The organism is Streptacidiphilus albus JL83 (genome assembly GCF_000744705.1).
GTDB lineage: Bacteria > Actinomycetota > Actinomycetes > Streptomycetales > Streptomycetaceae > Streptacidiphilus > Streptacidiphilus albus.
Genome location: NZ_JQML01000001.1, coordinates 4,501,082 through 4,524,150, shown reverse-complemented (window position 1 = coordinate 4,524,150; position 23,069 = coordinate 4,501,082). Strand labels below are relative to the sequence as shown.

Here is a 23,069-nt window from a genome sequence, read left to right as displayed (position 1 = left end):
GCGGCCCGTGGGGAGAGCTTGGCCGATCCGGTACTCATGGGAGGACGCGCAGGGAGACGCTCGGACCATCCGGACGAATAATCAGATCGCCATCCCGTACACAATGGTGAACAACGTACCGAGCGATCCGATGATGAACACGCCGGTCAGCCCCGCAATGATCAAACCCTTGCCCTGCTCGGCACTGAACGTGTCCCGCAGTGCCGTCGCTCCGATCCGCTGCTTCGCGGCGCCCCAGATCGCGATGGCGAGGCAGCCCAGGATGGCGAAGGCCATCACGACCTCCACCATGGTCCTCGCCTCCGTACCGAGGCTCGCGAACGGTCCCCAGTTGGGAGCGATCCCGCTGATGATGCTGTTGATGTCGTTCTTGTTAGCGCTGAGGTACATACCAACCACCCACCTGATCATCAATCAAAGCCCAACACCCGGCCGTGGTGCAGGGCCCAGTCCTATTCTTGGCCAGAACCGAAGTCGACTTGGCCACTTTCCCAAGGAACGCCGTTGAGTGATGCGCCACAGGTGCCACCATGGGACCCCATGGAGCTCGCAGCCGCTCGGATGAGACTACCGCTTACTCTGTGTATCGCAGGTGATTGCGCAGGGCAACGCCCTGGTCCAGACTCTGGTGAGGCATTCGCAAATACCGTCGACCGGGGCAGGTGGCATATGCGTTCGATCCGTACGGTACTGCCATGGTCGGCCCTCGGCCCAGTCCCTGACGCAGCGTCGGCGAGCAGCTGATGGCGTCGAAGCGGACCTGGATCGCCCTCGGTGGCGGCGGCGGGGCGGTGGCCGGGTTCCTGGTCCTCCTGGTCGTCGGTACCTATGCCGCAGCCGGCTCGATCTTCCAGAGCCAGCAGACGGCTTCGCAGCAGTTGGCCCCGGGGACGGTGCCCGCCGCCTACGCCCCGCTGATCCAGCAGTGGGGGACGCTCTGCCCGCAGCTGTCGCCGCCGCTGCTGGCCGCACAGATGTACCAGGAGAGCGGCTTCGATCCGAACGCGGTCAGTCCGGTCGGCGCCCAGGGCATCGCCCAGTTCATGCCGGGCACCTGGGCGATCTACGGCATCGACCCGACCCACGCGCACGCCAGCCCCGACGTCTGGGACCCGGCCGACGCCATCCCCTCGGCCGCGACCTACGACTGCCAGCTCGCCCAGGACACCAAGAACGTCCCGGGCAACGCCACCTCCAACATGCTGGCCGCGTACAACGCCGGCCCCTATGCGGTCATCAGCTCCGACGGGATCCCCGGCTACACCCAGACCGAGGACTACGTCACCAACATCAACAAGCTCTCGGAGTCCTTCGCGGCGGCGACCACCATCAGCTACTCCGCCCAGGCTGCCGGGGCCATCTACTTCGCCCAGGCGCGGCTCGGCACCCCCTATCTCTGGGGCGGCGAGGGGAAGGCCTCGCAGAACTACGAGTTCGACTGCTCCGGGCTGACCCAGGCGGCGTACGCCAGCGTCGGGATCGCCATTCCCCGGGTGGCCGCCGACCAGTGGTACGCCGGGCCGCACCCCACCAGGGCCCAGCTGCAGCCGGGGGACCTGGTCTTCTTCTCCACCTCCCCGACCGACCCCAGCAAGATCCACCATGTCGGCATCTATGTCGGCGGCGGCATGATGATCGACGCCCCGCACACCGGGTCGGTCATCCGCTACGACTCCATCGACGCCGAGGGCGACTACTTCGGTGCGACCAGGGTCACCGCCGAGGGCGCCTCCGCGCTGCCGGTCCTGCAGCCCAACGGCGGGATCGCCAACGGGGGCTCACTGTCGTAGAAGTGACGCGCCGAAACTGCGCGGGCGTACGGGCGGGCGCGGGCTTGTGGCGGCGAAGTGATCGATGCGTCACATTCCCATAACTTCCACCCGCACAGGAACGCTTTGGGTGATTCGCGGCGTTGTGCCCCTTGTCAAGGGAGGACACTTGATCGTGCCGTACCGGACTCCCCGGCGGCCGGGGGAACTGGTTCGGTGACAGGTGGAGGTACGGCGTGGCCACGCTGCTGGCGGATGGTAGCGATTCGATCGACTGGACCCTCGTCTCCCGCATCAACGGGTTCGCCCGCGACCTGCCCGGCTGGCTGGACAGCGTGCTGAGCTTCCTCGGCGAGTACGGGGTGCCGCTCGCCTCGGTGCTGATGCTGGTGGTCGCCTGGAACTGGGCCAGACGGCGGGAGGACGCCCCCTCCGCCGTGGCCGGCGTGCTCTGGGCCGGGCTGGCCTCCGGGATCGCCCTGGTCCTCAACATCCCGGTACGGGCGATCGTGCAGCGGCCGCGCCCCTTCGTGGCCCACCCCGGACAGCTCGACCTGCTGACCAACCATCAGGCCAACGGCTCCTTCGCCAGCGACCACGCCACCTTCACCGCGGCCATCGCGGTCGGCCTGCTGCTGATCCACCGGAAGTTCGGGCTGATCGCGGCCGGCCTCGCCGCCTTCGAGGGCTTCCTCCGGGTCTTCATGGGCGTGCACTACCCCACCGACGTGGTCGGCGGCTACGCCCTGGGCACCTCGACCGTGCTGCTGCTCGCCCCGCTCGCCATGGCGGTGCTGGTCCCGCTCACCCGCTCGGCCGCCCGGACCGCCGCCGGACCGCTGATCGTCGCACCGGCGGGCCGGCCGAGCCGCCGCTCCGGGCGCCGGGCCGGCCGTCCGCACTCCGCCACCGCACCGGCCGCGCCGGACCAGCCCGGTGACGGGCCCTCGCAGGACGACTACCTCGCCGCCTGAGCCCCTAACCGCCTGAGCGAGGGGCCGCCCGAGCGAGGAGCCGCCCCAGCGGGAGCGGCTCAGCTCAGCTCAGCGGCACGCTCTGCGGGAAGTGGAACAGGTCGGTCGGGTCGTAGGCCCGCTTCACCGTTCGCAGCCGGGCCGCGTTGCTGCCGTAGTAGGCCTGCTCCCACCCGGTCAGGTGCGGGTCGATGTAGTTCTGGTAGGCCTCGCCGCTCGCGTACGGGCGCATCGACGTCCACACGCCGTCCAGCCAGGACCAGGAGCGGGTGGCCGCGGTGCCGCCGGTGACGCCGTTCGGGTAGTTGGCGGTGTACTGGGCGGTGAACAGTGCGTTGCGGTGCACGAAGGCGGTGGCGCTGCGGCCGACCCGGTTGATCGCGCCGCCCATGGCGTCGAAGGCGACGCCCGCGCTGCCGCCGGAGGGGCCGGTCCGCGGGTAGCGCTCGATCGCGGCGACCAGGGCCGAGGCCCCGGCGGAGCTCAGCGGCCGGTTGAAGATGTCGGAGCGGGCGCCGTAGGACTCGCGGGTGACCTGCCCCGCCGGGTTCTGCCCCGGCAGGTTCCCCGGCAGGTGCGCCGCTGCCTCGGACCAGCCCTGGACCCCGGCCATCACCTGCATGGTCTCCAGGTAGGAGTGCTGGCGCAGCGTCACCGAGGCCGGGGCCACGCCCAGCCGGTCGATCAGGTTGGACAGCTCGGACTCGGAGCCCAGGTAGGTGACGGTGGTGCCGAGCTGGTACTGCCCGTCCGCCCAGACCAGCAGGTGCAGGTCGGCCCACATGCCGTCGGGCGCGCTCGGCGCCCAGTTCTGCCAGGCCCGGATCACCGAGGCGGCCTGGGACCAGGGCCAGGAGAGGAAGGCGTAGGACATCCCGACGGCCGGGTGGGTCCGGAAGGACAGCGAGGTGACCACGCCGAAGTTGCCGCCGCCACCGCCCCGCAGCGCCCAGTAGAGGTCGGAGTGGCTCTCGGCGTTGGCCTGGACGATGCTGCCGTTGGCCGTGACCACCTCCGCGCCGGTGAGGTTGTCGCAGGTCAGGCCGTAGGCCCGGCCGGTGACCCCGATGCCGCCGCCGAGGGTGAGCCCGGTCACGCCGACGGTCGGACAGGAGCCGGCCGGGATGGTCACCCCCCGGTCCGCGAGGCCGGTGTAGACGTCGATCAGCCGCGCGCCCGCCCCGACGGTGGCGCCGCCGGAGGAGGACTGGACGCCGGAGAGTTTGCCGACGTCCAGCACCAGCCCGGTGCCCGAGGACCAGCCGGCGTAGCTGTGCCCGCCGCTGCGGGGCGCCACCGGGAGCTGGAACTTCCGGGCGAAGGCGAGGGCGGTCGCCACGTCGTGGGCGCCGCTGACGTACACCACGCCGCTGGGGGAGATCGAGTCGTACTGGGGCTGGAAGAGCCGCTTCGCGCCGGCATAGCGGCTGTCGCCGGGACGGATCAGCAGTCCGTCGAGGTCCTTGGCCAGTGCGGCCCAGTCGGCCGGTCCGGCCTTGGCCGGTGAGGCGGCGGCGACGGCGGGGGAACCGGTCTGCCCGGCCGTTCCGGAGACGGAGACGGAGGCGGCCGCGGCCGGCTTGTTGCTGCCGCAGGCGGTCAGTCCGACGGCGGCTGCGGCCAGTGCGCCTGCGCCGCCGAGAACCGTCCGTCGGGACGGGATCGCTTCGCTCATCTGTTCCATCCTCGGCCAGGCCCGACATGCTGCGCGCACCCCGGGAGACATGCTCGCTCCCTGGGAGACGGCTGCGGGCCGGTAGCGGTTTCAGTCCGGCATCAGCCGGTGTGGGCGGCGGCGTCCCGGCGGGACTTGTCGCGGGAGCGGCGGGCCGGGGCGAACCAGCCGCAGGAGCAGCGGGCGGTGGTGAAGGAGCCGCTCTCGTTGATGCTGGTCCGGTGGGAGCCGCCGGCTCCGGGGGGTTCCGCGGCCTCGGCGGAACCGGAGGCGGAGTCGGTGGCCGGGTCGGTGTTCGGGGAGTCGGTTCCAGTGCCCGGGGCCGCTGTGGCGGCGGGGGCCAGATCTCTGTCCACGTCCGTACGTTAACGCGGATTTGTCGCGGTGCCTGCCCCCACGATTGCCGTAACCGCCACTACGCGGCCTCGTTAGCCATGGGGAGCCCGGTATTGGGTGTTGGTTGCGAGGGAGATGCGTACCGTGGTGAATCGTGAGTCCCGCCGTCGTACAGCCGTTCGCGCGGTGCTGGTGGCCGCCGCCGCGGCCGGGCTGCTCGCGGGCTGCTCCGGCTCGGGGTCCTCGGGCGGCAGTTCCGCCAAGGCGTCCGGGGTGTCCTCCGACTCGCTCTCGGCCGACCCGCTCACGGCGGTCCGCTCCGCGGCCGACGACACCGGCCACTCCGGCTACGTCCAGGACGCCACCACGCTGACCACCTCCTCGGCCGCCAAGCAGATGACCCTGCACGGCACGGCCTCCTACGACTACTCCAGCGGACTGGGGCAGATGGTCGTCACCATCCCGCCCGGCGACGGCTCCACCGGCAAGCTGACCGAGGTGGTCAGCCCCGGGGTGGTGTACATGCAGAACACCGCGGCCAAGGTCCCGGCCGGCAAGTGGGTGGTGGTCAGCGTCCAGCAGCTGGCCGACGGAAACCTGGTCAGCAGCGGCGCGACCGACCCGGCCACCGCCGCCGACGCGCTGCGCGGCGCGCAGACGGCCACCCCGGCGGGCAGCTCGACGGTCGACGGCGTGGTGCTGAAGCAGTACACGGGGACGCTGGAGCTGACCCCGGCGGCGACGGCCACCGGCGGCGGGGCGGCGGTCGGACTGGCCCAGGCGGCCAAGACCTTCACCGTGCAGAAGATCCCTTACCAGGTCTGGCTCGACCCGCAGGGCCGGATCCACAAGATCGTCGAGATCTTCACCTTCAGCCGGGTGCCGGGCTCCTCCGCCGCCAAGGACCAGGTGGTGGTGGTCTCCACCGGCGAGTTCTCCGACTTCGGCACGCCGGTCAAGGTGAGCGTTCCCCCCAAGGCCGACATCTACGAGGCGCAGCCGTCCGGTCAGTAGTTCCGACCGGGGGGTGGGAAATGACCCAGACGTGCCATGCACGCCCCTCGTGCGCTCCCTACGCTGGTATCGGGCATCCCCTGCCCGATGGTGACGAGGAGGTGGTGCGTGTGGCCGCGCACGACCAGGTGGCCCTCGCGGAGATCGACCTCTACGGCGAGTTGATCATCGCCGCTGCGGCTACCCCGTTCGAGCGACTCCCGGCCGATCGGATCGACGAGGTGCTCCGGGTCGAGCACCCGTTGGCCGGCTGCGAGTCGGAGCCCCACCAGTAGCAGGCACGGCAGTAGCAGGCACAGCAGTACCAGTACGTCGGAGCGGCCCCCGGTCGCGGGGCCGCGGCCCCGCGACCGGGGGCCGCTCCTTCGGTCAGGAGCGCAGCAGCCGGCTGATCGCTGCGGTGGCTTCGGCGATCTTGTCGTCGGCCTCGGGACCGCCGTTGGCGACCGCGTCCGCGACGCAGTGCCGGAGGTGCTCCTCCAGCAGGTTCAGCGCGAAGGACTGCAGCGCCTTGGTGCTCGCCGACACCTGGGTGAGGATGTCGATGCAGTAGTCGTCCGCCTCCACCATCCGCTGCAGTCCGCGGACCTGACCCTCGATCCGGCGCAGCCGCTTCACCAGCGCGTCCCGCTGCGGGCTGTAGCCGTGCTGTCCGTGCTCCGGCGGGCTCTGGGGTGTCTCGATGGCCTCCACGAAGCCCATCGTAGGCCGCCCCGAGAGGTCCCGTCCGGTGCTGACGCAGCATCGAATACCAGTCCGGTGCCCTTCCGTACACGGGGGCAGCGCTGCGAGCGTGCTTCCGTCACACTGATGGTGCACAGCCTCCGAGCAGCGCGTCCATGCGGCGTGCGCAAGGATAAGCGCAGGCAAGGGTGCCGACGCTGCCACCCCGGCACGCGGAGCCACTGCATGCAGCGCCTAGCATCGTCTCGCCCGCACCCTGCACTTCGGAGAACTTTGTGCGTATTCGTCTGACCCCCCGGGAGACGAGCTTCTATGAGATGTTCGCCTCCTCGGCGGACAACATCGTCGTCGGCTCAAAGCTCCTGCTGGAGCTCCTCGGTGCCGATGTCGCCGCACGCCCGGACCTCGCGGAGCGGATGCGCGCGGCCGAGCACGCGGGGGACGAGATCACCCACTCGATCTTCCACCAGCTGAACTCCTCCTTCATCACCCCCTTCGACCGCGAGGACATCTACAGCCTGGCGTCCTCGCTGGACGACGTCATGGACTACATGGAGGAGGCGGTCGACCTGGTCGTCCTCTACGAGATCGACACCCTGCCCAAGGGCGTCGACCAGCAGATCGAGGTGCTGTCCCGGGCGGCCGAGCTGACCGCCGCGGCGATGCCCAACCTGCGCGGGATGGACAACCTGACGGAGTACTGGATCGAGGTCAACCGGCTGGAGAACCAGGCCGACCAGATCCACCGGAAGCTGCTGGCCCACCTGTTCAGCGGCGCCTACGAGGCCATCGAGGTGCTGAAGCTGAAGCAGATCGTCGACGTGCTGGAAGAGGCCGCCGACGCGTTCGAACATGTGGCGAACACGGTGGAGACCATCGCCGTCAAGGAGTCCTGAGCCGCGTGAACATGCTCGGACTGATCCTGGTGATCGGCGTGGCCTACGGCTTCGCCTACACCAACGGCTTCCACGACTCGGCCAACGCGATCGCCACCTCGGTGTCGACCCGGGCGCTGACCCCGAAGGCCGCGCTGATGATGGCCGCGGTGATGAACCTGGCCGGGGCCTTCCTCGGGGTCGGCGTCGCACAGACCGTCAGCAAGGGCATCATCGAGACCCCGGACGGCAAGCAGGGGATGGTCGTCCTCTGGGCGGCGCTGATCGGCGCGGTCACCTGGAACCTGGTCACCTGGTACTTCGGCCTGCCCTCCTCGTCCACCCACGCGCTGTTCGGCGGGATGGTCGGGGCGGCGCTGGCCGGCGGCAGCAAGGTCTTCTGGAGCGGCGTCTGGGAGAAGGTGGTCATCCCGATGATCACCTCGCCGATCGTCGGCCTGGTGCTGGGCTTCCTGGTGATGGTGGCGATCATGTGGATCTTCCGCCGGACCAATCCGCACAAGGCCAAGCGCGGCTTCCGGATGGCGCAGACGGTCTCGGCGGCGGCGATGGCGCTGGGCCACGGCCTCCAGGACTCGCAGAAGACCATGGGCGTGGTGGTGCTGGCGCTGACCATCTCCGGCCACTTCACCGGGACGAACATCCCGTTCTGGGTGAAGTGCAGCACCGCGGTGGTGCTGTCGCTGGGCACCTGGGCCGGTGGTTGGCGGATCATGCGGACCCTCGGCCGCAAGATCATCGAACTGGACCCGCCGCAGGGCTTCGCCGCCGAGTCGGTGGCCGCGTCGATCCTCTACGTCACGGCCTACGCCTACAAGGTGCCGGTCTCCACGACCCACATCATCACCTCGGCGATCATGGGTGTGGGGGCGACCAAGCGGGTCCGGGCGGTCCGCTGGGGCGTCGCCAAGAACATCGTCATCGGCTGGTTCCTGACCATGCCGGCGGCCGGTCTGGTCGCCGCGGTCGTCTACTGGATCAGCTGGGCGATCATCCGCTGATTGCGGCGGCCCGGGACTCCCGGGCAGCCCCGCAGAACCTCGAAGGCCCCGTCCCGGTACGAGACCGGGGCGGGGCCTTCTGGTCACCCTGCGGCGGCACCGCCTAGCAGCGCCGCAGGGTAGTTCATGAGGAGCAGGGGCAGCGGAAGCTCACCCGAAGCGGCCGGAGATGTAGTCCTCGGTGGCCTGGACCGACGGGTTGGAGAAGATCTTCTCGGTCGCGTCGATCTCGATCAGGCGGCCCGGCTGGCCGACGCCCGACAGGTTGAAGAAGGCGGTCCGGTCGCTGACGCGAGCGGCCTGCTGCATGTTGTGGGTGACGATGACGATGGTGAACTGCTCCTTGAGCGTCCCGATCAGGTCCTCGATGGCGAGGGTGGAGATCGGGTCCAGGGCGGAGCAGGGCTCGTCCATCAGCAGCACCTGGGGCTCGACCGCGATGGCGCGGGCGATGCAGAGACGCTGCTGCTGACCGCCGGAGAGGCCGGCGCCGGGACGGTCGAGCCGGTCCTTGACCTCGTTCCAGAGGTTGGCGCCGATCAGCGAGCGCTCGACGGCCTCGTCGATCAGCTTCTTGTTGCGGACGCCGTTGAGCTTGAGGCCGGCCGCCACGTTCTCCTTGATGGACATCGTGGGGAACGGGTTGGGGCGCTGGAAGACCATGCCGACGGTGCGGCGGACGGCGACCGGGTCGACGCCGGCGCCGTAGAGGTTCTCGTCGTCCAGGAGGACCTTGCCCTCGACCCGGGCGCCCGCGATGACCTCGTGCATGCGGTTGAGGGTGCGGAGGAAGGTGGACTTGCCGCAGCCGGACGGGCCGATGAAGGCGGTCACGGAGCGGGGCTCGACGGTCATCGAGATGTCCTCGACCGCCCGGAAGTCCCCGTAGTAGGCGTTCAGCCCGCTGACGTCGATGCGCTTGGCCATGATGGTTTTCTTCTCTCGTTCCGAAAGTCTGTGGGGCGGCCTGCGCGTCAGCGCGATGCCTTCGGGGCCTTCCAGCGGGCGATGCCGCGGGCGACCAGGTTCAGCAGCATGACCAGCACGATCAGCACCAGGGCACCACCCCAGGCGTCGGCCTGTGAGGCGTTCGTGCCCAGGTTGAACTCCTGGTAGATGAACACCGGCAGGTTCGACTGCGGGTTGCTGAAGGGGTTGGTGTTGATCACCGCGGAGGTGAACACGAGCAGCAGCACCGGGGCGGTCTCGCCGGTGACCCGGGCGACGGCCAGCATGATGCCGGTGGTGATGCCGCCGATGGCGGTCGGGATCACCACACGCACGATGGTCAGCCACTTCGGGATGCCGAGGGCCAGGCTTGCTTCACGCAGTTCGTTCGGAACGAGCTTGAGCATCTCCTCGGTGGAGCGGACCACCGTGGGGATCATCAGGATGGTGAGGGCCAGGCTGCCCGCGAAGCCGGTGTACGGCATGTCGAGGACGAGGATCCACACCGTCAGGACGAAGAGACCGGCGACGATCGAGGGCACGCCCATCATCACGTCGACGAAGAAGGTCACGACCTTGGAGAGCCGGTTGTTGCCGTACTCGACCAGGAAGACCGCGGTCAGGACGCCGATCGGGGCGGCCATCACGATGGTCAGCCCGATCTGCTCCAGGGTGCCGATCAGCGCGTGGTAGAGGCCGCCGTCGGTGTCGGTGGCCAGCACGCCGGCCATCGAGTGGGTCAGGAAGGTGCCGTTGATGACCTTGATGCCGCGGCTGACCGTGTAGTAGATCAGGCCGAACAGCGGCAGCACGGCGAGCACGAAGGCGGCCCAGACCAGGCTGGTCGCCAGCCGGTCCTTGGCCTGCCGGCGTCCCTCGACGGTGACCGCGAGGACGTACTGCGCGCCGACGAACAGCAGGACGGCGATCAGGCCCCACTGGAGCTTGCTGGAGAGGCCGAAGCCTGCGCCGATCCCGGCGGCGACCGCCACCGAGGCGACCGCGGAGGCCGCGGGGGTCCAGCCGGGCAGCCGGCGGCCGGTGATGTGCAGCGGGTCGGCCATGGCCGAGGGCTTGCTCAGGACGTCGGACATCAGGCGTTCGCCCCCGAGTATTCCTTGCGGCGCTGGATGATGATCCGCGCGGCACCGTTGACGATCAGGGTGATCACGAAGAGCACCAGACCGGAGGCGATCAGTGCGTTGACGCCGAACGGGGAGGCCTCGGCGAAGGAGTTGGCGATGTTGGCCGCCAGCGTGCCGCCGCCGTAGTCGGTGATGTGGAGCGACAGGGCCGAGCTGGTCGAGAGCACCAGCGCGACGGCCATGGTCTCGCCGAGCGCGCGGCCCAGGCCGAGGATGGCGGCGCTGATCACACCGGCGCGGCCGAAGGGCAGCACCGACATCCGGATGACCTCCCAGCGGGTGGCGCCGAGGGCCAGGGCGGCCTCCTCGTGCATCCGCGGGACCTGACGGAAGATCTCGCGGCTGACCGCGGTGATGATCGGCAGGATCATGATGGCCAGCAGGATGCCCACGGTGAAGAGCGAGCGGGCGGCGGAGCCGGGGTACTGCTGCTTGAAGATGTACGTCCAGCCCAGGTACGTGTTCAGCCAGGCGTTGATCCCGCCCATCTGCGGCACCAGGAACATGTAGCCCCAGATGCCGAAGATGATGCTGGGCACGGCGGCGAGCAGGTCCACGGTGTAGCCGAAGGCCTGGGCGACCCGGCGCGGGGCGTAGTGCGAGATGAACAGCGCGATGCCGACGGAGACCGGCAGCGCGATCACCAGGGCGATCAGCGAGCTGACGATCGTTCCGTAGACCAGGACGGCCACGCCGAACGTCGACGGGGTGTCGTCCGGGCTCCACGCGAAGGTGGTCAGGAAGTTCGTGTGGTCCGCGGTGATGGCGCTCCAGGACCGGTAGATCAGGAACGACGCGATGGCCGCCATGATCACCAGTACCAGGATGCCGGAGCCGCGGGCGGCGTTGTGGAAGACCACGTCACCGAAGCGCTTGGAGCCGGTGTTGATGCTGGTGGACTTCTCGTTGCCGAGCTGGTCGGCGGTGGAGCTGCGACGGCCCCGGGCACTGCTGGTCTCCAGCAGCTCGGCGGTGGCCGTGGTGGCGGGAGGATCACCCTGCGGGGTGTCCTGCGGCGGGATTTCCATGGATTCTCCGGTCTGATGGCGCGTCGTGGGGACGGCGCCGGGCGGCGGTGCACCGGACATGCGGTGGCGGCGCAGCACCCCTCCCCCCAGAGAGGTGCTGCGCCGCCGGACTGTCTTTCGAGGTCCGGCGGCTGCCGGAGCCAGGACTAGGACAGGTTGGCGATCTCGGCCTGGACCTTGGAGCTGATCGCGGTCGGCAGGACCATGTAGCCGGCCGAGGCGGCGACCTGCTGGCCGGCCGGGCTGATCGCGTAGTTGAAGAAGGCCTTGACGGCGGGCAGCGTCGTGGCGTTGTTGCCCTTGTCGCAGACGATCTCGTAGGTGACCAGCGAGATCGGGTACGCGCCGGCGGTGGTGGTGGCGTAGTTCAGGTTCAGCGCCAGGTCCTGACCGGTGCCGGCGACGGTGGCCTCGGACACGGCCGCGGCGGCGGCGGTGCCGCTCGGGGCGACCGCGGTGCCACCGGGGGCAGCCAGGATGGAGGCGGTGGTGATGTTCTTCGCAGTGGCGTAGGACAGCTCGAAGTACGAGATCGAGCCGCTGACCTGGGAGACCTGGGCGGCGAGCGCGGCGGAGCCCTTGGCGCTCTGGCCGGTGGGGGCCGGCCACTGCGAGTTGGAGCCGTAGGTCCAGTCGGCCTTGGCGGCGGCGGCCAGGTAGGCCGAGAAGTTGGCGCTGGTGCCCGAGCCGTCCGAGCGGTGGAAGGTCTGGATCTTCAGGCTCGGCAGGGTGGCGCTCGGGTTGAGGGCCTTGATCGCCGGGTCGTTCCAGGTGGTGATCTTGCCGTCGAAGATCTGCGCCAGCACGGAGGCGTTCAGGACCAGGTTGCTCACGCCGGGGACATTGTAGCCGATCGAGATCGGGCCGCCGACCATGGGCAGGTTGATGGCCTGGCCGGTGCCGCCGCAGGCGGAGCCGGTCTTGGCCTCGTCGGCCGGCTTCATCGCGGAGTCGGAGCCGGCGAAGGCCACCTTGCCGGCGGTGAAGGAGGTGCGGCCGGCGGAGGAGCCGGTGCCCGAGTAGTCGATGGTGACGTTGGGGCAGATCGCCTGGAACTTCTGGACCCACGCGGAGATCGCGTTCTGCTGAGCGGTGGAGCCGGCGGCCAGGAGCTGGACGCTGCCGCTGCCGCAGTTGGTGGCGGCGGCTGTGGCGCTGGCACCGGTGGACGCGGAGGCGCTGCTGCCGCTGGAGGCGTTGTTGTTGTTGGAGCCGCACGCCGCGAGCGTCAGCGTGCTGACGACCGCCACGGCGCCGAGGGCGAGGGCCTTGGTGCGGCCGTTCCGCTGGAGCTTCACTTGGTGTCCCTTTCGGCGTGGCCCCGGCCGTCTGGCCTGGACCTTCGTAGTGGAGGGAGGGTCTTGCGGCCTCCGACAACACAGGACGTTAGGCGGGGGAGGTGAAGCAACAGGCCAGCACAAATGAACGGAGGGTGAACCTCGGACGGACGCCGGGATACGGCGTGCGGTAGTAACGGTTTCACTACGACGACGACACGGCTGGGTCAAGCTGATTTACCGATTCTCGGTCTGCGTCAACTCCCGTTCACGGCAAGCGGGCTGCCCCGAAGCGGAGGGTCACTCGCACAACTGCTTCAGCAGGGCGTCGACCAGGGCGCGGTCGTGGCTGTGGGTGAGCCGCCGCCGGGCCCGCTCGGCGGGCAGCCACTCCAGCCGGTCCACCTCGCGGTTGGGGGCGAACGCGCCCCGGATCCGGACCGCCGACCAGTAGCGGACCCGCTTCGGCCGACCCTTCACCAGGTAGTGCTGGGTCGGCAGCCGGGAGCCCAGCGCCACCTGCATCCCGGTCTCCTCCAGGGCCTCCCGGAGGGCGGCCGCCCGGTGCCGCTCGCCCTCCTTCAGCTTGCCCTTGGGGAAGGTCCAGTCGCACCACTTGGGGCGGTGGATCAGCGCCAGATCGGGCTCGTCCGAGTCCTGTCCCGGCCGCCACAGCACCACGCCGGCGGCGCGCACCTGCTCCTCCCGGTCCTTGCGGCGGGCTGCGGGTGGGGTCAGCGGGTCAACCATGAGTCAGCGAGCCGTTCCGGAGCGAGGGTGTCGGGCCAGGTCGTGCTGAAGGCATGGCGGGCCGCTTCCACCTCCAGGCGTTGATCAGCATGGACCACACCCAGGACATAGGCGGTGGCGGGGGTGATCCGCGGGGTGGCCCCGGCCAGCGCGGCGGCCTCGGCGGCCTCCGCCGCCTCCTCGTGCCGGCCCAGCAGTCGGGCCAGCTCGGCCAGCCCGCTCGTCGAGCGGGCCGCCTCCGGGCCCAGCAACGGGGAGCAGACCTCCAGCGCGTAGCGGGCGCGCAGCGCCAGCAGCCGGACCTGGCGCCAGGGCAGCGCGTCCTCCGGTTCGCGCAGACCGGCCCCGTTGTACGGGGTGGCGGCGCGCTGGAGCGGCAGCACGGCCACCGCCTCGGCGAGCCGGCGGCGCGCCTCGGCCGCGTAGGGGAGCAGCGTCGCGGGGTCGGCGGAACCGGCCGGGTTGCGCAGCGGCAGGTCGGAGACCAGCAGGGTCATCCGGTCCGCGACCGCGTGGAAGCGGGCCGAGCCGAGCTCCTGCAGGGCGAGGCTGTGCGCCCGCGAGCGGGCGAGGCTGAGCTGGCGCTCCAGCAGCGCCCTGGCCTTGGGCGCGCCGGGGGCGGCGGCCGCGTCGACGCAGGAGAGTGCGTCGAGCGCGGCCGTCAGCCGGGCCAGCCTGCGGGTGTAGACCTGCTCCTGGCCGAGCAGCCCGCCCAGCCGGGTGAGCTCCTCGCGCAGCCCGCGGGCCCAGCCGGGGTCGAGCAGGTCCTCGAAGGTGTGCAACGCCCCGGCGACCCGCCGCAGGATGCGCGGCTCTATCGCGGGCAGTCCGCGCAGGAAGGTTCCCGCGTGCAGGGCGAGGTGCGCGGCCAGGGCCTCCCCCGCGGTGCCGGGCACGCCGTCGTTCGATCCGGCCCTGTCCGGCAGGGCCTGCTCCGGCACGGCCGCGCCCGGCACAGCGTTCACGGAGGTGGCGAGCGCACCCGGTGCGTCGGTCATCGTGCCTAAATCCCCGTTGTCGTCTCGGTCGTCGTGTGACTCGGTCTCAGTTCCTCGGGCCACCCTGACCCCAGCCGTCGGTGCGTCGGGCCCTCCGGCGCGAGTCGATGAGCAGCTCCTGGACGTTGCGCAGCGGTGTGCCGTCGTCGGCGTGCGCATGGCGGGTCCAGGTGCCGTCGGGTCCCAGGTGCCAGGAGGAGGTGTCGTCGGCGGTGCCGAGTTCCAGCAGTCCGGCGAGCTCGGCGCGGTGGCCGGGGTCGGTGACCCGGAGCAGCGCCTCGATCCGGCGGTCGAGGTTGCGGTGCATCATGTCGGCGCTGCCGATCCACACCTCGGGGTCGCCGCCGTTGCCGAAGAGGAAGATCCGGGAGTGTTCGAGGAAGCGCCCGAGGATGCTGCGGACCCGGATGTTCTCGGACAGCCCGGGGACGCCGGGCCGGATGGCGCAGATCCCGCGCACCCAGACGTCGACCGGGACGCCCGCGCGGGAGGCCTGGTAGAGCGCGTCGATGATCGCCTCGTCGACGATGGAGTTGAGCTTGAACTGGATCCGGGCCGGGCGGCCGGCCTGGTGGTGGGCGATCTCGTCGTTGATCCGGGTGACCAGCCCCTGGCGCAGCGAGCGCGGCGCGACCAGCAGCCGGCGGTAGGACTCGCGGCGGGAGTAGCCGGACAGCCGGTTGAACAGGTCCGAGAGGTCCGCGCCGACCTGCGGGTCGGCGGTGATGATGCCCAGGTCCTCGTACATCCGCGCAGTCTTGGGGTGGTAGTTGCCGGTGCCGACATGGGCGTAGCGGCGCAGCGTCTCGCCCTCCTGGCGGACCACCAGCGACAGCTTGGAGTGGGTCTTCAGGCCGACCAGGCCGTAGACCACGTGGCAGCCGGCCTCTTCCAGCTTCCGCGCCCACTTGATGTTGGCCTGCTCGTCGAACCGGGCCTTGATCTCGACCAGCACCAGCACCTGCTTGCCGGACTCGGCCGCGTCGATCAGCGCGTCCACGATCGGCGAGTCGCCGCTGGTCCGGTAGAGGGTCTGCTTGATCGCCAGCACCTGCGGGTCGTTCGCGGCCTGCTCGAGGAAGGCCGTGACCGAGGTCGAGAAGGAGTCGTAGGGGTGGTGCAGCAGCACGTCGCGCTCACGGACGGCGGCGAAGATGTCGGGCTGCGAGGCGGACTCGACGTCCGACAGGCCGCGCGCGGTCCCGGCGATGAACGCCGGGTACTTCAGCTCCGGTCGGTCCAGCCCGGCGATGGCGAACAGCCCGGTCAGGTCCAGCGGACCGGGCAGCGGGTAGACCTCGGACTGGGTGATGTTCAGCTCGCGGACCAGCAGGTCGAGGACGTAGGGGTCGATCGACTCCTCGACCTCCAGCCGGACCGGCGGGCCGAAGCGGCGCCGCATCAGCTCCTTCTCCAGCGCCTTGAGGATGTTCTCGGTGTCGTCCTCCTCGACCTCCAGGTCCTCGTTGCGAGTGACCCGGAAGGCGTGGTGGTCGAGCACCTCCATCCCCGGGAACAGCTCCTCCAGGTGCGCGCCCATCACGTCCTCCAGCGGGACGTAGCGCGCGGGGGAGGCTTCGAGGAAGCGGTTGAGCGACTGCGGGACCTTCACCCGGGCGAAGTGCTTGTGGCCGCTGACCGGGTTGCGGACGACCACGGCCAGGTTGAGCGACAGTCCGGAGATGTAGGGGAACGGGTGCGCCGGGTCCACCGCCAGCGGGGTGAGCACCGGGAAGATCTGCTGCCGGAACAGGGTCAGCAGCCGGGCCTGCTCCTTGTCGGTGAGCTCGCTCCAGCGGACCAGCTCTATGCCCTCGGCGGCCAGCGCGGGCTGGACGTCCTGCTGGAAGCAGGCGGCGTGGCGGGCCATGAGCTCGCGCGAGCGCTTCCAGATCTGCTCCAGCACCTCGCGCGGCTGCAGCCCGGCAGCGGAGCGGGTGGCGACACCGGTCGCGATCCGGCGCTTCAGGCCGGCGACCCTGACCATGAAGAACTCGTCCAGGTTGCTGCCGAAGATCGCCAGGAACTTGGCCCGTTCCAGCAGCGGGGTCTCCGGGTCCTCGGCGAGTTCCAGCACCCGTTCGTTGAAGGCCAGCCAGCTGCGCTCGCGGTCCAGGAACCGGTTCTGCGGCAGCTCCTCCTCGGCGAGTTCGGCCAGCTCCCGACTGTCGGGGAGGCGCAGCACCTGCCCCGGCTCGGCGGCCGGGGTGGTGGCGCCGGTGGCGCTCGCGGGGGAGGTCGTGGTGGCGATGGACGGCTTGGCAGGCACAGGTGGTGCAGGGTGGGCGGCGGTCATGGTGGGCGGCTCCTCCTGCGGGATGTCATCCGTACGGGTCTGCGCGTGGCGTGATAGACGGGGCGGAGACACTACGGATTGCATTTCGTGATCTTTGCAACGGTGGTTGAACTCAAGGTAAATAGCGGATGGCCTGCAGGAAAGCTGAGGCGGTCGCCTCAGGGCAGGGGCGAGTCGGACGCCGGCTTCCGATACATCAGGTCGACTTCGTGCACCTGGAACCCCAACCTCTCGTATACCCGGACCGCTGCCGGGTTATCGGCGTCCACGTACAGCAGCACCGTGTCCAGGCCCCTGACCTGCGCCAGGTACCGGAGGCCGACGGCGGTCAGGGCCCGGCCGAGGCCGCTGCCCTGCTCGTCCGGGGCCACGCCGACCACGTACACCTCGCCGAGGCCGCCCTCGGTCTTCGTCCAATGGAAACCGACGAGACGGCCCCCGCGCTCGGCGAGGAAGAAGCCCTCCGGGTCGAACCACGGCTCGGCCAGCCGCTCGGCCAGGTCCTGCCGGGTCCAGGAGCCCTGCTCCGGGTGGTGGGCGAAGGCGGCGGCGTTCAGCGCCAGCCAGGCGTCCTCGTCCTGCCCCGGGACGAAGGTGCGCAGGGTCACCCCGGGCGGCAGCACCGGCTCGATGTCGGCCGGCAGGCTCCGGCGCATCTGCCGCAGCTCGCGGAACAGCTCCAGGCCGAACTCCTCGGCCAGCCGTCGGGCCGCCGGGTGGCCGCCGTGCGCCCACACCTGCCGTGCGCCGTCCACCTCGGCCGCCACCGCCAGCGCCCGGCCGTGTCCGGCCTCCCGCCAGGCCGGGTCGACCACCAGCTCGGCCGTGCCCTCCCCGTCCAACTGCGCGTAGCCGACGAGCCGGTGCTCCTCGTCGTACCGCAGCAGGTGCCGCACCCCCTCGCGCGGCCCGCGCAGGGCCAGCCGGCCCTGCTCCGAGACGGCGGCCTTGCCGTCCGCCTCCGCCGCCCGCTCCAGCACCGCTCCGACGAGCACCTGCTGCTCCGCGTCCAACACCGATATGACCTCGACCTCATCCATGGGTCGAGCCTATGCCGGGCATCGGGTACCGCGCCGGGCACACTTTCGGACGACTACGGGCGCGGGTCCGTCCCGGTGCCGCCCAGCGGCGGGGTGGCGGGCGGGGCGTGGGGGCTCCGGGGAGCCGGATGGTGGCCAGCGCGCCGCCGGTGGAGCCGTCCGGGCCGGGTGCTGCGGCGGCCAGCGAGACCTCGCCGCCGGCGTCGCGGATGGTCTGGGCGACGATCGCGAGGCCCAGGCCCGAGCCGGGCATCTGCCGGGCCGAGGGCGAGCGCCAGAAGCGGTCGAAGACGTGCGGCAGGTCCTCGGCCGGGATGCCCGGGCCGTGGTCCCGCACGGTCAGCGTGCCGAAGCGCAGCCGGACGTCGATCGCGCCGCCGGGCGGGCTGAACTTCACCGCGTTGTCCAGCAGGTTGATCACCGCCCGCTCCATGGTGTGGGCGTCCGCCCGGACGAACCACGGCTCCAGCTGGACGTTGAAGACCAGCCCGGGGCCGCGCAGCCGGGCCCGGTCCAGGGCGCGGGCCGCGATGTCGTGCAGCGGCAGCACCTCCAGCGGGCGCGAGCCCTTCGGCCTGGTCGGCCGGGACAGCTCCAGCAGGTCGCCGATGAGCGTGGACAGCTCCACCATCTGCGCCTTCATATTGCGCAGCATCCGCGAGCGGGTGTCCTCGGGCAGCGCCCGACCGGTCTCCTCGCTGCGCACCAGCAGGTCCACGTTGGTGCGCAGGGAGGTCAGCGGCGTCCGCAGCTCGTGCCCGGCGTCGGCGATCAGCTGGGACTGCCGGTCGCGGGAGCTGGCCAGCGCGGTGCTCATCGAGTTGAACGACTCGCTCAGCCGCGCGATCTCGTCACTGCCGTGCACGTCGATGGTGGTGCCGGGCTCCTGGGTGCGGGCGATGTGCTCGACCGCGTCGGTGAGCTTGTCCACCGGCTTCAGCGCTGCGCGCGCCACCACCAGCCCGATCCCGGCTGCGCCCAGCGCTCCTATGGCCGCGACGCAGATCAGGACGATGGCGAGGTACTGGAGCGAACGCTGGAGTTCGTGGAGCGGATAAGCGATCAGCAGCGTCTCCTGCTGGCCCTGGACCGACACGCTGGCGATACGGACCAGGGCCGGTTGGCCGTTGCTGTAGCTGCCGTGCCGGATCACTGCTTGGCCCGGGGAAAGCGCGGTCAGTTGAGCGTTGGCGACATCTGTGTTCTCGGTCTCGATGCCGCGCGTGGCTCCGAGCGGGAGGCAGATCTGGGTGCCAGTGGTCGTGGCCACGATCAGCTCGGTGTCCAGGTAGGTCGGCTGGATCTGAGCGTTGCCGGGCGTACCCACTGCGGCATCTGCGGCAGAGACCTTGGCAAGCGCATCTGCAATGGAGTAGCCGCAGTAGAAGTAGGGATTCGGCGTACCCGTAACGACCATGTTTCGCGAGTTGATGCTGATGTTGGTCAGAGACTGCTTGGCCTGGTCGTTGAGCTGGCCCTTCACCACGAACCAGCAGGTGGCCGCGCAGACCGCGATGGCGACTGCCACGGCGGCGGCGGTCAGTATCGAGAGTCGGCCGCGCAACGACATCCGGGTGAACCAGCCGGACCAGCGGTGCGCCTGTTCCGCGTGCTCGACGGTGGTCTCCCGCTCGTCCGGTGGTGTCTCGGTGTCGGTCATCAGTTTTCTCGGTCCCCGTTGGTGGTGCCCGCGCCGTCGGCGGGAGTCAGCTGCTGCGTTCGACGGCGCGCAGGGCGTAGCCCACGCCGCGGACGGTGTGGACCAGGCGCGGCATGCCGCCGGCCTCGGTCTTACGGCGCAGGTACATCACGTAGACGTCCAGCGAGTTCGAGGACGGTTCGAAGTCGAAGCCCCAGACCGCCTTGAGGATCTGCTCGCGGGTCAGCACCTGGCGCGGGTGCGCCATGAACATCTCCAGCAGCATGTACTCCGTGCGGGTGAGCTCGACCGGGTGTCCGGCCCGGGTCACCTCGCGCGTCGTGGTGTTCATCCGGAGGTCCTCGAAGGAGAGGATCTCGTCGTTGGCGGGCCCGTCGCCGAGCCCCGCCGCCTGCACGATCGAGTTGCGCCGCAGCAGCGCCCGGACCCGGGCCAGCAGCTCGTCCAGCTCGAATGGCTTGGCCAGGTAGTCGTCCGCGCCGACGTCCAGGCCGGTGACCCGGTCGCCGACGGCGTCGCGCGCGGTCAGCATCAGCACCGGCACCTGGTCGCCGCGGCCGCGGAGCCGGCGGACCGCCGTGAGGCCGTCCATCCGCGGCATCATGATGTCGAGCAGCACCAGGTCGGGCCTGGTCTCGGCGATGGTGTCCAGTGCCTCGACGCCGTCGCAGGCCGTGCTGACCTGGTAGCCCTCGAAGGCGAGGCTGCTTTCGAGGGCGTCCCGCAGAGCGGGCTCGTCGTCCACGACGAGGATGCGCGCCAGCGCCTCCACCTCGGAGGAGGAGGACTCGTTGGTGGAGGCGTTGGCGGCAGGCATGCGGACTGCTCCTCGGTCTTGCTTCGGTCACGGTGGCTTGTGTCCGTGATTGTCCTGTAAGGGCGCGCCCCGGGGCCACGGTTCGGGCGGGCCCCCACCCGAACGGGGCCCCGGGACTGCCTCAGCTGGTGATGCTCTGGCCGTTCTGCAACTGGCCGAGGACCGCCTTGACGGTGTTGATCGGGATCGCGAAGCCGAGGCCGACGCTGCCGGCCTGGCCGCTGGAGCTCTGCGAGCCGGAGCTGGAGGAGGCGTTGTACATCGACGCGTTGATCCCGATGACCTGGCCGGAGCTGTTGAGCAGCGGGCCGCCGGAGTTGCCGGGGTTCAGCGAGGCGTCGGTCTGGATGGCGTTGTAGGTCGCGGTCTGGCTGCTGGAGCCAGAGCCGTTGTTGGAGCCGCCGTAGCCCTGCTGGCCGGACCAGCTGGGGAAGCCGAAGCCGCCGTTGCTCTGGGTGGTGGCCTCGCTGACGTCCACGGTGACCTTGCGGTTCAGGGCGCTGACGATGCCGGCGGTGACGGTGCCGGTGAGGCCGTCCGGGTTGCCGATCGCGACCACGGAGTCGCCGATCGCGACCTGGCTGGAGTCGCCGAGCGAGGCGACCGGGAGGCCGCTGACGTTCGCGGCCTTGATGACGGCGATGTCGGAGCCGGCGTCGGTGCCGACGATGCTCGCGCTGGTGGTCTTGCCGTTGCTGAAGGTGATCTTGATGGTGGCCTGGCTGTTGCCGGCCGCCGAGGAGATCACGTGGTAGTTGGTCAGGATCTGACCGGTGGAGGTCAGCACGATGCCGGTGCCGATGTCCTCGCTGTTCGCGGTGTCCACGGTGATCTGCACGGTGGCGGGCGAGACGGCGGCGGCGATCGCGGCGACGGTGTTGGTGTTCTTCGAGTCCGAGGTGACCACGGCGGAGGTGCTGTAGTTCCCGGTCTTCTGGGTGCTGGTGCTGATGTAGCCGCCGGCCACCCCGCCGGCCAGCGCGGAGATCAGGGCCACGGCGGCGACCAGCATCAGCGGGCGACGCTTCCAGCTGCGCTTGGCCGGGGTGCCCTCGCCGTCGCCCTCCGCGCCGGACCCGGCGGTGCCGTCGGTGCCCTCGCCACCGCCGCCGAAGCCACCGCCGCCGAAGCCCTCGCCGCCGTATCCGGCCTGGCCGGACTCGGCGGAGAAGTCGGCGCTGTAGACCGCCCCGGCCGGAGCGGCCGGGTAGGCCGGCTGGTTCGGGTAGGCCGCCTGCGCCGGGTAGGCCGCCTGCCCCTGGTAGGGCTGGGCCTGGTACGGCGCGGGCGGCGGGGCGAAGCCGGGGAGGACGGTGCCGTCGATCGGCGCGCCCGAGGTGTACGGCGCCGGCTGGTGCGCGGTCGGCTGGTACGGCGGCACCGGCGGCGCGGCCGGGACGGCGCCGGCCGGCTCCACGGCGGGCAGCTGGGCGGTGGGCGCCGGCGTCGTCGGCAGCGGCGCGGTCTGCTCGGAGCCGCCGGTGGCCCAGGCGCCCTCCGACTCGTAGGGGGACGCTCCCGGCTCGGGGGCGCTGGCAGGATTCGGGTGCGTGTCGGTCATGGCACCAAGTTCCGCCCGGAAGATGAGAGCTCGCTGAGAGCCAGCTCATAAGGCGACGAAAGATTTTTCCGTCCGGATGAGGGCCTGTTCATGAGCGGCTCCGGGGGGATTCGCCGCACCCGCAGGAGCGGCGGACGACCAGTCGGCTGGGGAACCGGCGGACCCGGGGCGTGTCCGATCCGGGCACCAGCAACGAGTCGTCCAGCACCAGGTCCACGGCGGCCCGCGCCATGGCGTCCCGGTCGGAGGCGACGGTGGTCAGCGGCGGGTCGCTGAACCCGGCCTCGGGCAGGTCGTCGAAGCCGGCCACGGCCAGGTCCTCCGGCACCCGCAGGCCGACCTCGCGGGCCGCCCGCAGCACCCCGATGGCCTGGTCGTCGGTGGAGCAGAAGATCGCCGGGGGCCGGTCCGGCGAGTCGAGCAGGTCCACTGCGACCCGGTAGGCGCCGTAGCGGTCGAAGGGGGCGTCGATCAGACGGCCCTTGGCCTCGGTGTCGACCCCGGCGGCGGCCATGGCCCGGCGCCAGCCCTCGGTGTGGTCGACCACCGGGTCGCCGGGGGCGGGTGCGGCGACCGGACCGCCGAAGCAGGCGACGTACGGGTGGCCGTGCCCCAGCAGGTGCGCCACGGCCAGCTCGGCGCCGCCGACGTCGTCGGTGACCACGGCCACGTCCTCGGAGCTGGCCGGTCGGCGGTGCAGCAGCACCACCCGGGCGTCGTCGTGGGCCGCGAACTCGGCGGCCGTCTGCAGCGAGGGGCCCTGGCTGATCAGGATCAGCCCGGCGACGCGCATCCCCAGGAACGCCCGGACGTAGTGGATCTCGCGCTCGGCGGTGTAGTCGGAGTTGCCCAGCAGCACGATCTTGCCGCGCTCGGACGCGACCCGCTCCACCGCGTGCGACAGCTCCGCGAAGAACGGCTGGCGGGCGTCCGGGACGACCATGCCGATCAGATTGGTGCGCCGGCTCGCCATCGCCTGGGCGACGCTGTTCGGGCGGTAGCCGAGCTCGGCTATGGCCGCCAGCACCCGCTCGCGGGTCGCCGGGGCGACCGGTCGGGGGCCGTTGTTGATGACATAGCTGACGACCGCGGTGGACGTCCCCGCCAGCCTGGCCACATCGTCGCGCGTCACCTTGGGCACGCTGGCATCCTACGCGTCCCGGCGGCGGACGCCCGGGTGGAGCCGGGCCGCCCCCGGCC

The 23,069-nt window shown here is 70.8% G+C and carries 22 protein-coding genes; 6 read left to right on the top strand and 16 right to left on the bottom strand.

Annotated features, from left to right (window positions below):
- Positions 1 to 81: 81 nt before the first annotated feature.
- Positions 82 to 390: a hypothetical protein gene (locus BS75_RS19540; protein ID WP_034089174.1), complete on the bottom strand. Its 309-nt coding sequence runs from the start codon at positions 388 to 390 to the stop codon at positions 82 to 84.
- Between the two features lie 353 nt (positions 391 to 743).
- Between BS75_RS19540 and BS75_RS19535 the strand changes: the two genes are divergently transcribed.
- Together BS75_RS19535 and BS75_RS19530 are read left to right on the top strand one after the other, a co-directional pair.
- Positions 744 to 1,790, top strand: coding sequence for a C40 family peptidase (locus tag BS75_RS19535; protein ID WP_042437581.1), 1,047 nt, complete (start codon positions 744 to 746; stop codon positions 1,788 to 1,790).
- 215 nt (positions 1,791 to 2,005) lie between these two features.
- Entirely contained in the window at positions 2,006 to 2,743 is a 738-nt protein-coding gene (locus BS75_RS19530) for a phosphatase PAP2 family protein (protein ID WP_063771465.1), read from the top strand.
- Positions 2,744 to 2,807: 64 nt separating this feature from the next.
- Here BS75_RS19530 and BS75_RS19525 read toward each other — a convergent pair whose 3' ends face one another.
- Both BS75_RS19525 and BS75_RS19520 read right to left on the bottom strand, forming a co-directional pair.
- Positions 2,808 to 4,418 (bottom strand): FAD-binding oxidoreductase, encoded by a 1,611-nt coding sequence (locus BS75_RS19525; RefSeq protein ID WP_034089173.1) that lies wholly within the window; start codon positions 4,416 to 4,418, stop codon positions 2,808 to 2,810.
- A gap of 101 nt (positions 4,419 to 4,519) precedes the next feature.
- The gene (locus BS75_RS19520) at positions 4,520 to 4,774 is read right to left on the bottom strand and encodes a hypothetical protein (protein WP_034089172.1); all 255 of its coding nucleotides are present in this window, start codon (positions 4,772 to 4,774) and stop codon (positions 4,520 to 4,522) included.
- A gap of 124 nt (positions 4,775 to 4,898) precedes the next feature.
- Between BS75_RS19520 and BS75_RS19515 the strand changes: the two genes are divergently transcribed.
- Positions 4,899 to 5,768 (top strand): hypothetical protein, encoded by an 870-nt coding sequence (locus BS75_RS19515; protein WP_152645780.1) that lies wholly within the window; start codon positions 4,899 to 4,901, stop codon positions 5,766 to 5,768.
- A 110-nt stretch (positions 5,769 to 5,878) separates the two neighbouring features.
- The gene (locus tag BS75_RS49385) at positions 5,879 to 6,043 is read left to right on the top strand and encodes a hypothetical protein (RefSeq protein ID WP_169790775.1); all 165 of its coding nucleotides are present in this window, start codon (positions 5,879 to 5,881) and stop codon (positions 6,041 to 6,043) included.
- A gap of 94 nt (positions 6,044 to 6,137) precedes the next feature.
- On the opposite strand, the gene BS75_RS19510 is transcribed toward BS75_RS49385, so the two are convergent.
- Positions 6,138 to 6,470, bottom strand: coding sequence for a metal-sensitive transcriptional regulator (locus BS75_RS19510; protein WP_034089171.1), 333 nt, complete (start codon positions 6,468 to 6,470; stop codon positions 6,138 to 6,140).
- A 257-nt stretch (positions 6,471 to 6,727) separates the two neighbouring features.
- On the opposite strand from BS75_RS19510, the gene BS75_RS19505 reads away from it, so the two are divergent.
- Both BS75_RS19505 and BS75_RS19500 read left to right on the top strand, forming a co-directional pair.
- On the top strand, positions 6,728 to 7,348 hold the full coding sequence (locus BS75_RS19505; protein WP_034089170.1) for a DUF47 domain-containing protein: 621 nt from the start codon (positions 6,728 to 6,730) through the stop codon (positions 7,346 to 7,348).
- Between the two features lie 11 nt (positions 7,349 to 7,359).
- On the top strand, positions 7,360 to 8,349 hold the full coding sequence (locus BS75_RS19500; RefSeq protein WP_408022594.1) for an inorganic phosphate transporter: 990 nt from the start codon (positions 7,360 to 7,362) through the stop codon (positions 8,347 to 8,349).
- 150 nt (positions 8,350 to 8,499) lie between these two features.
- Here the strand turns inward: BS75_RS19500 and pstB are convergent, their stop codons facing one another.
- The 12 genes from pstB to BS75_RS19440 form a co-directional block, all read right to left on the bottom strand.
- On the bottom strand, positions 8,500 to 9,276 hold the full coding sequence (gene pstB / locus BS75_RS19495; protein WP_034089168.1) for a phosphate ABC transporter ATP-binding protein PstB: 777 nt from the start codon (positions 9,274 to 9,276) through the stop codon (positions 8,500 to 8,502).
- Between the two features lie 47 nt (positions 9,277 to 9,323).
- Entirely contained in the window at positions 9,324 to 10,391 is a 1,068-nt protein-coding gene (pstA, locus tag BS75_RS19490) for a phosphate ABC transporter permease PstA (protein WP_034089167.1), read from the bottom strand.
- The gene (gene pstC / locus BS75_RS19485) at positions 10,391 to 11,470 is read right to left on the bottom strand and encodes a phosphate ABC transporter permease subunit PstC (protein WP_034089166.1); all 1,080 of its coding nucleotides are present in this window, start codon (positions 11,468 to 11,470) and stop codon (positions 10,391 to 10,393) included. Before pstC ends, pstA begins: the two co-directional genes overlap by 1 nt.
- Positions 11,471 to 11,616: 146 nt before the next feature.
- On the bottom strand, positions 11,617 to 12,768 hold the full coding sequence (pstS, locus tag BS75_RS19480; protein ID WP_034089165.1) for a phosphate ABC transporter substrate-binding protein PstS: 1,152 nt from the start codon (positions 12,766 to 12,768) through the stop codon (positions 11,617 to 11,619).
- A gap of 279 nt (positions 12,769 to 13,047) precedes the next feature.
- Positions 13,048 to 13,497: an NUDIX hydrolase gene (locus tag BS75_RS19475; RefSeq protein ID WP_042437582.1), complete on the bottom strand. Its 450-nt coding sequence runs from the start codon at positions 13,495 to 13,497 to the stop codon at positions 13,048 to 13,050.
- Positions 13,482 to 14,495, bottom strand: coding sequence for a CHAD domain-containing protein (locus BS75_RS19470; RefSeq protein ID WP_081982448.1), 1,014 nt, complete (start codon positions 14,493 to 14,495; stop codon positions 13,482 to 13,484). The genes BS75_RS19475 and BS75_RS19470 overlap by 16 nt, the downstream gene beginning before the upstream one ends.
- A gap of 46 nt (positions 14,496 to 14,541) precedes the next feature.
- On the bottom strand, positions 14,542 to 16,791 hold the full coding sequence (locus tag BS75_RS19465) for an RNA degradosome polyphosphate kinase (RefSeq protein WP_042437583.1): 2,250 nt from the start codon (positions 16,789 to 16,791) through the stop codon (positions 14,542 to 14,544).
- 158 nt (positions 16,792 to 16,949) lie between these two features.
- On the bottom strand, positions 16,950 to 17,831 hold the full coding sequence (gene mshD, locus BS75_RS19460) for a mycothiol synthase (protein WP_034089163.1): 882 nt from the start codon (positions 17,829 to 17,831) through the stop codon (positions 16,950 to 16,952).
- On the bottom strand, positions 17,824 to 19,491 hold the full coding sequence (locus BS75_RS19455; protein ID WP_063776573.1) for a sensor histidine kinase: 1,668 nt from the start codon (positions 19,489 to 19,491) through the stop codon (positions 17,824 to 17,826). The genes mshD and BS75_RS19455 overlap by 8 nt, the downstream gene beginning before the upstream one ends.
- A gap of 46 nt (positions 19,492 to 19,537) precedes the next feature.
- Entirely contained in the window at positions 19,538 to 20,308 is a 771-nt protein-coding gene (locus BS75_RS19450) for a response regulator transcription factor (protein ID WP_042437584.1), read from the bottom strand.
- Between the two features lie 121 nt (positions 20,309 to 20,429).
- Positions 20,430 to 21,869, bottom strand: a complete 1,440-nt coding sequence (locus BS75_RS51530) for a S1C family serine protease (RefSeq protein ID WP_052069547.1) — start codon at positions 21,867 to 21,869, stop codon at positions 20,430 to 20,432.
- A gap of 88 nt (positions 21,870 to 21,957) precedes the next feature.
- The gene (locus BS75_RS19440; protein WP_034089162.1) at positions 21,958 to 23,010 is read right to left on the bottom strand and encodes a LacI family DNA-binding transcriptional regulator; all 1,053 of its coding nucleotides are present in this window, start codon (positions 23,008 to 23,010) and stop codon (positions 21,958 to 21,960) included.
- Positions 23,011 to 23,069 lie beyond the last annotated feature (59 nt).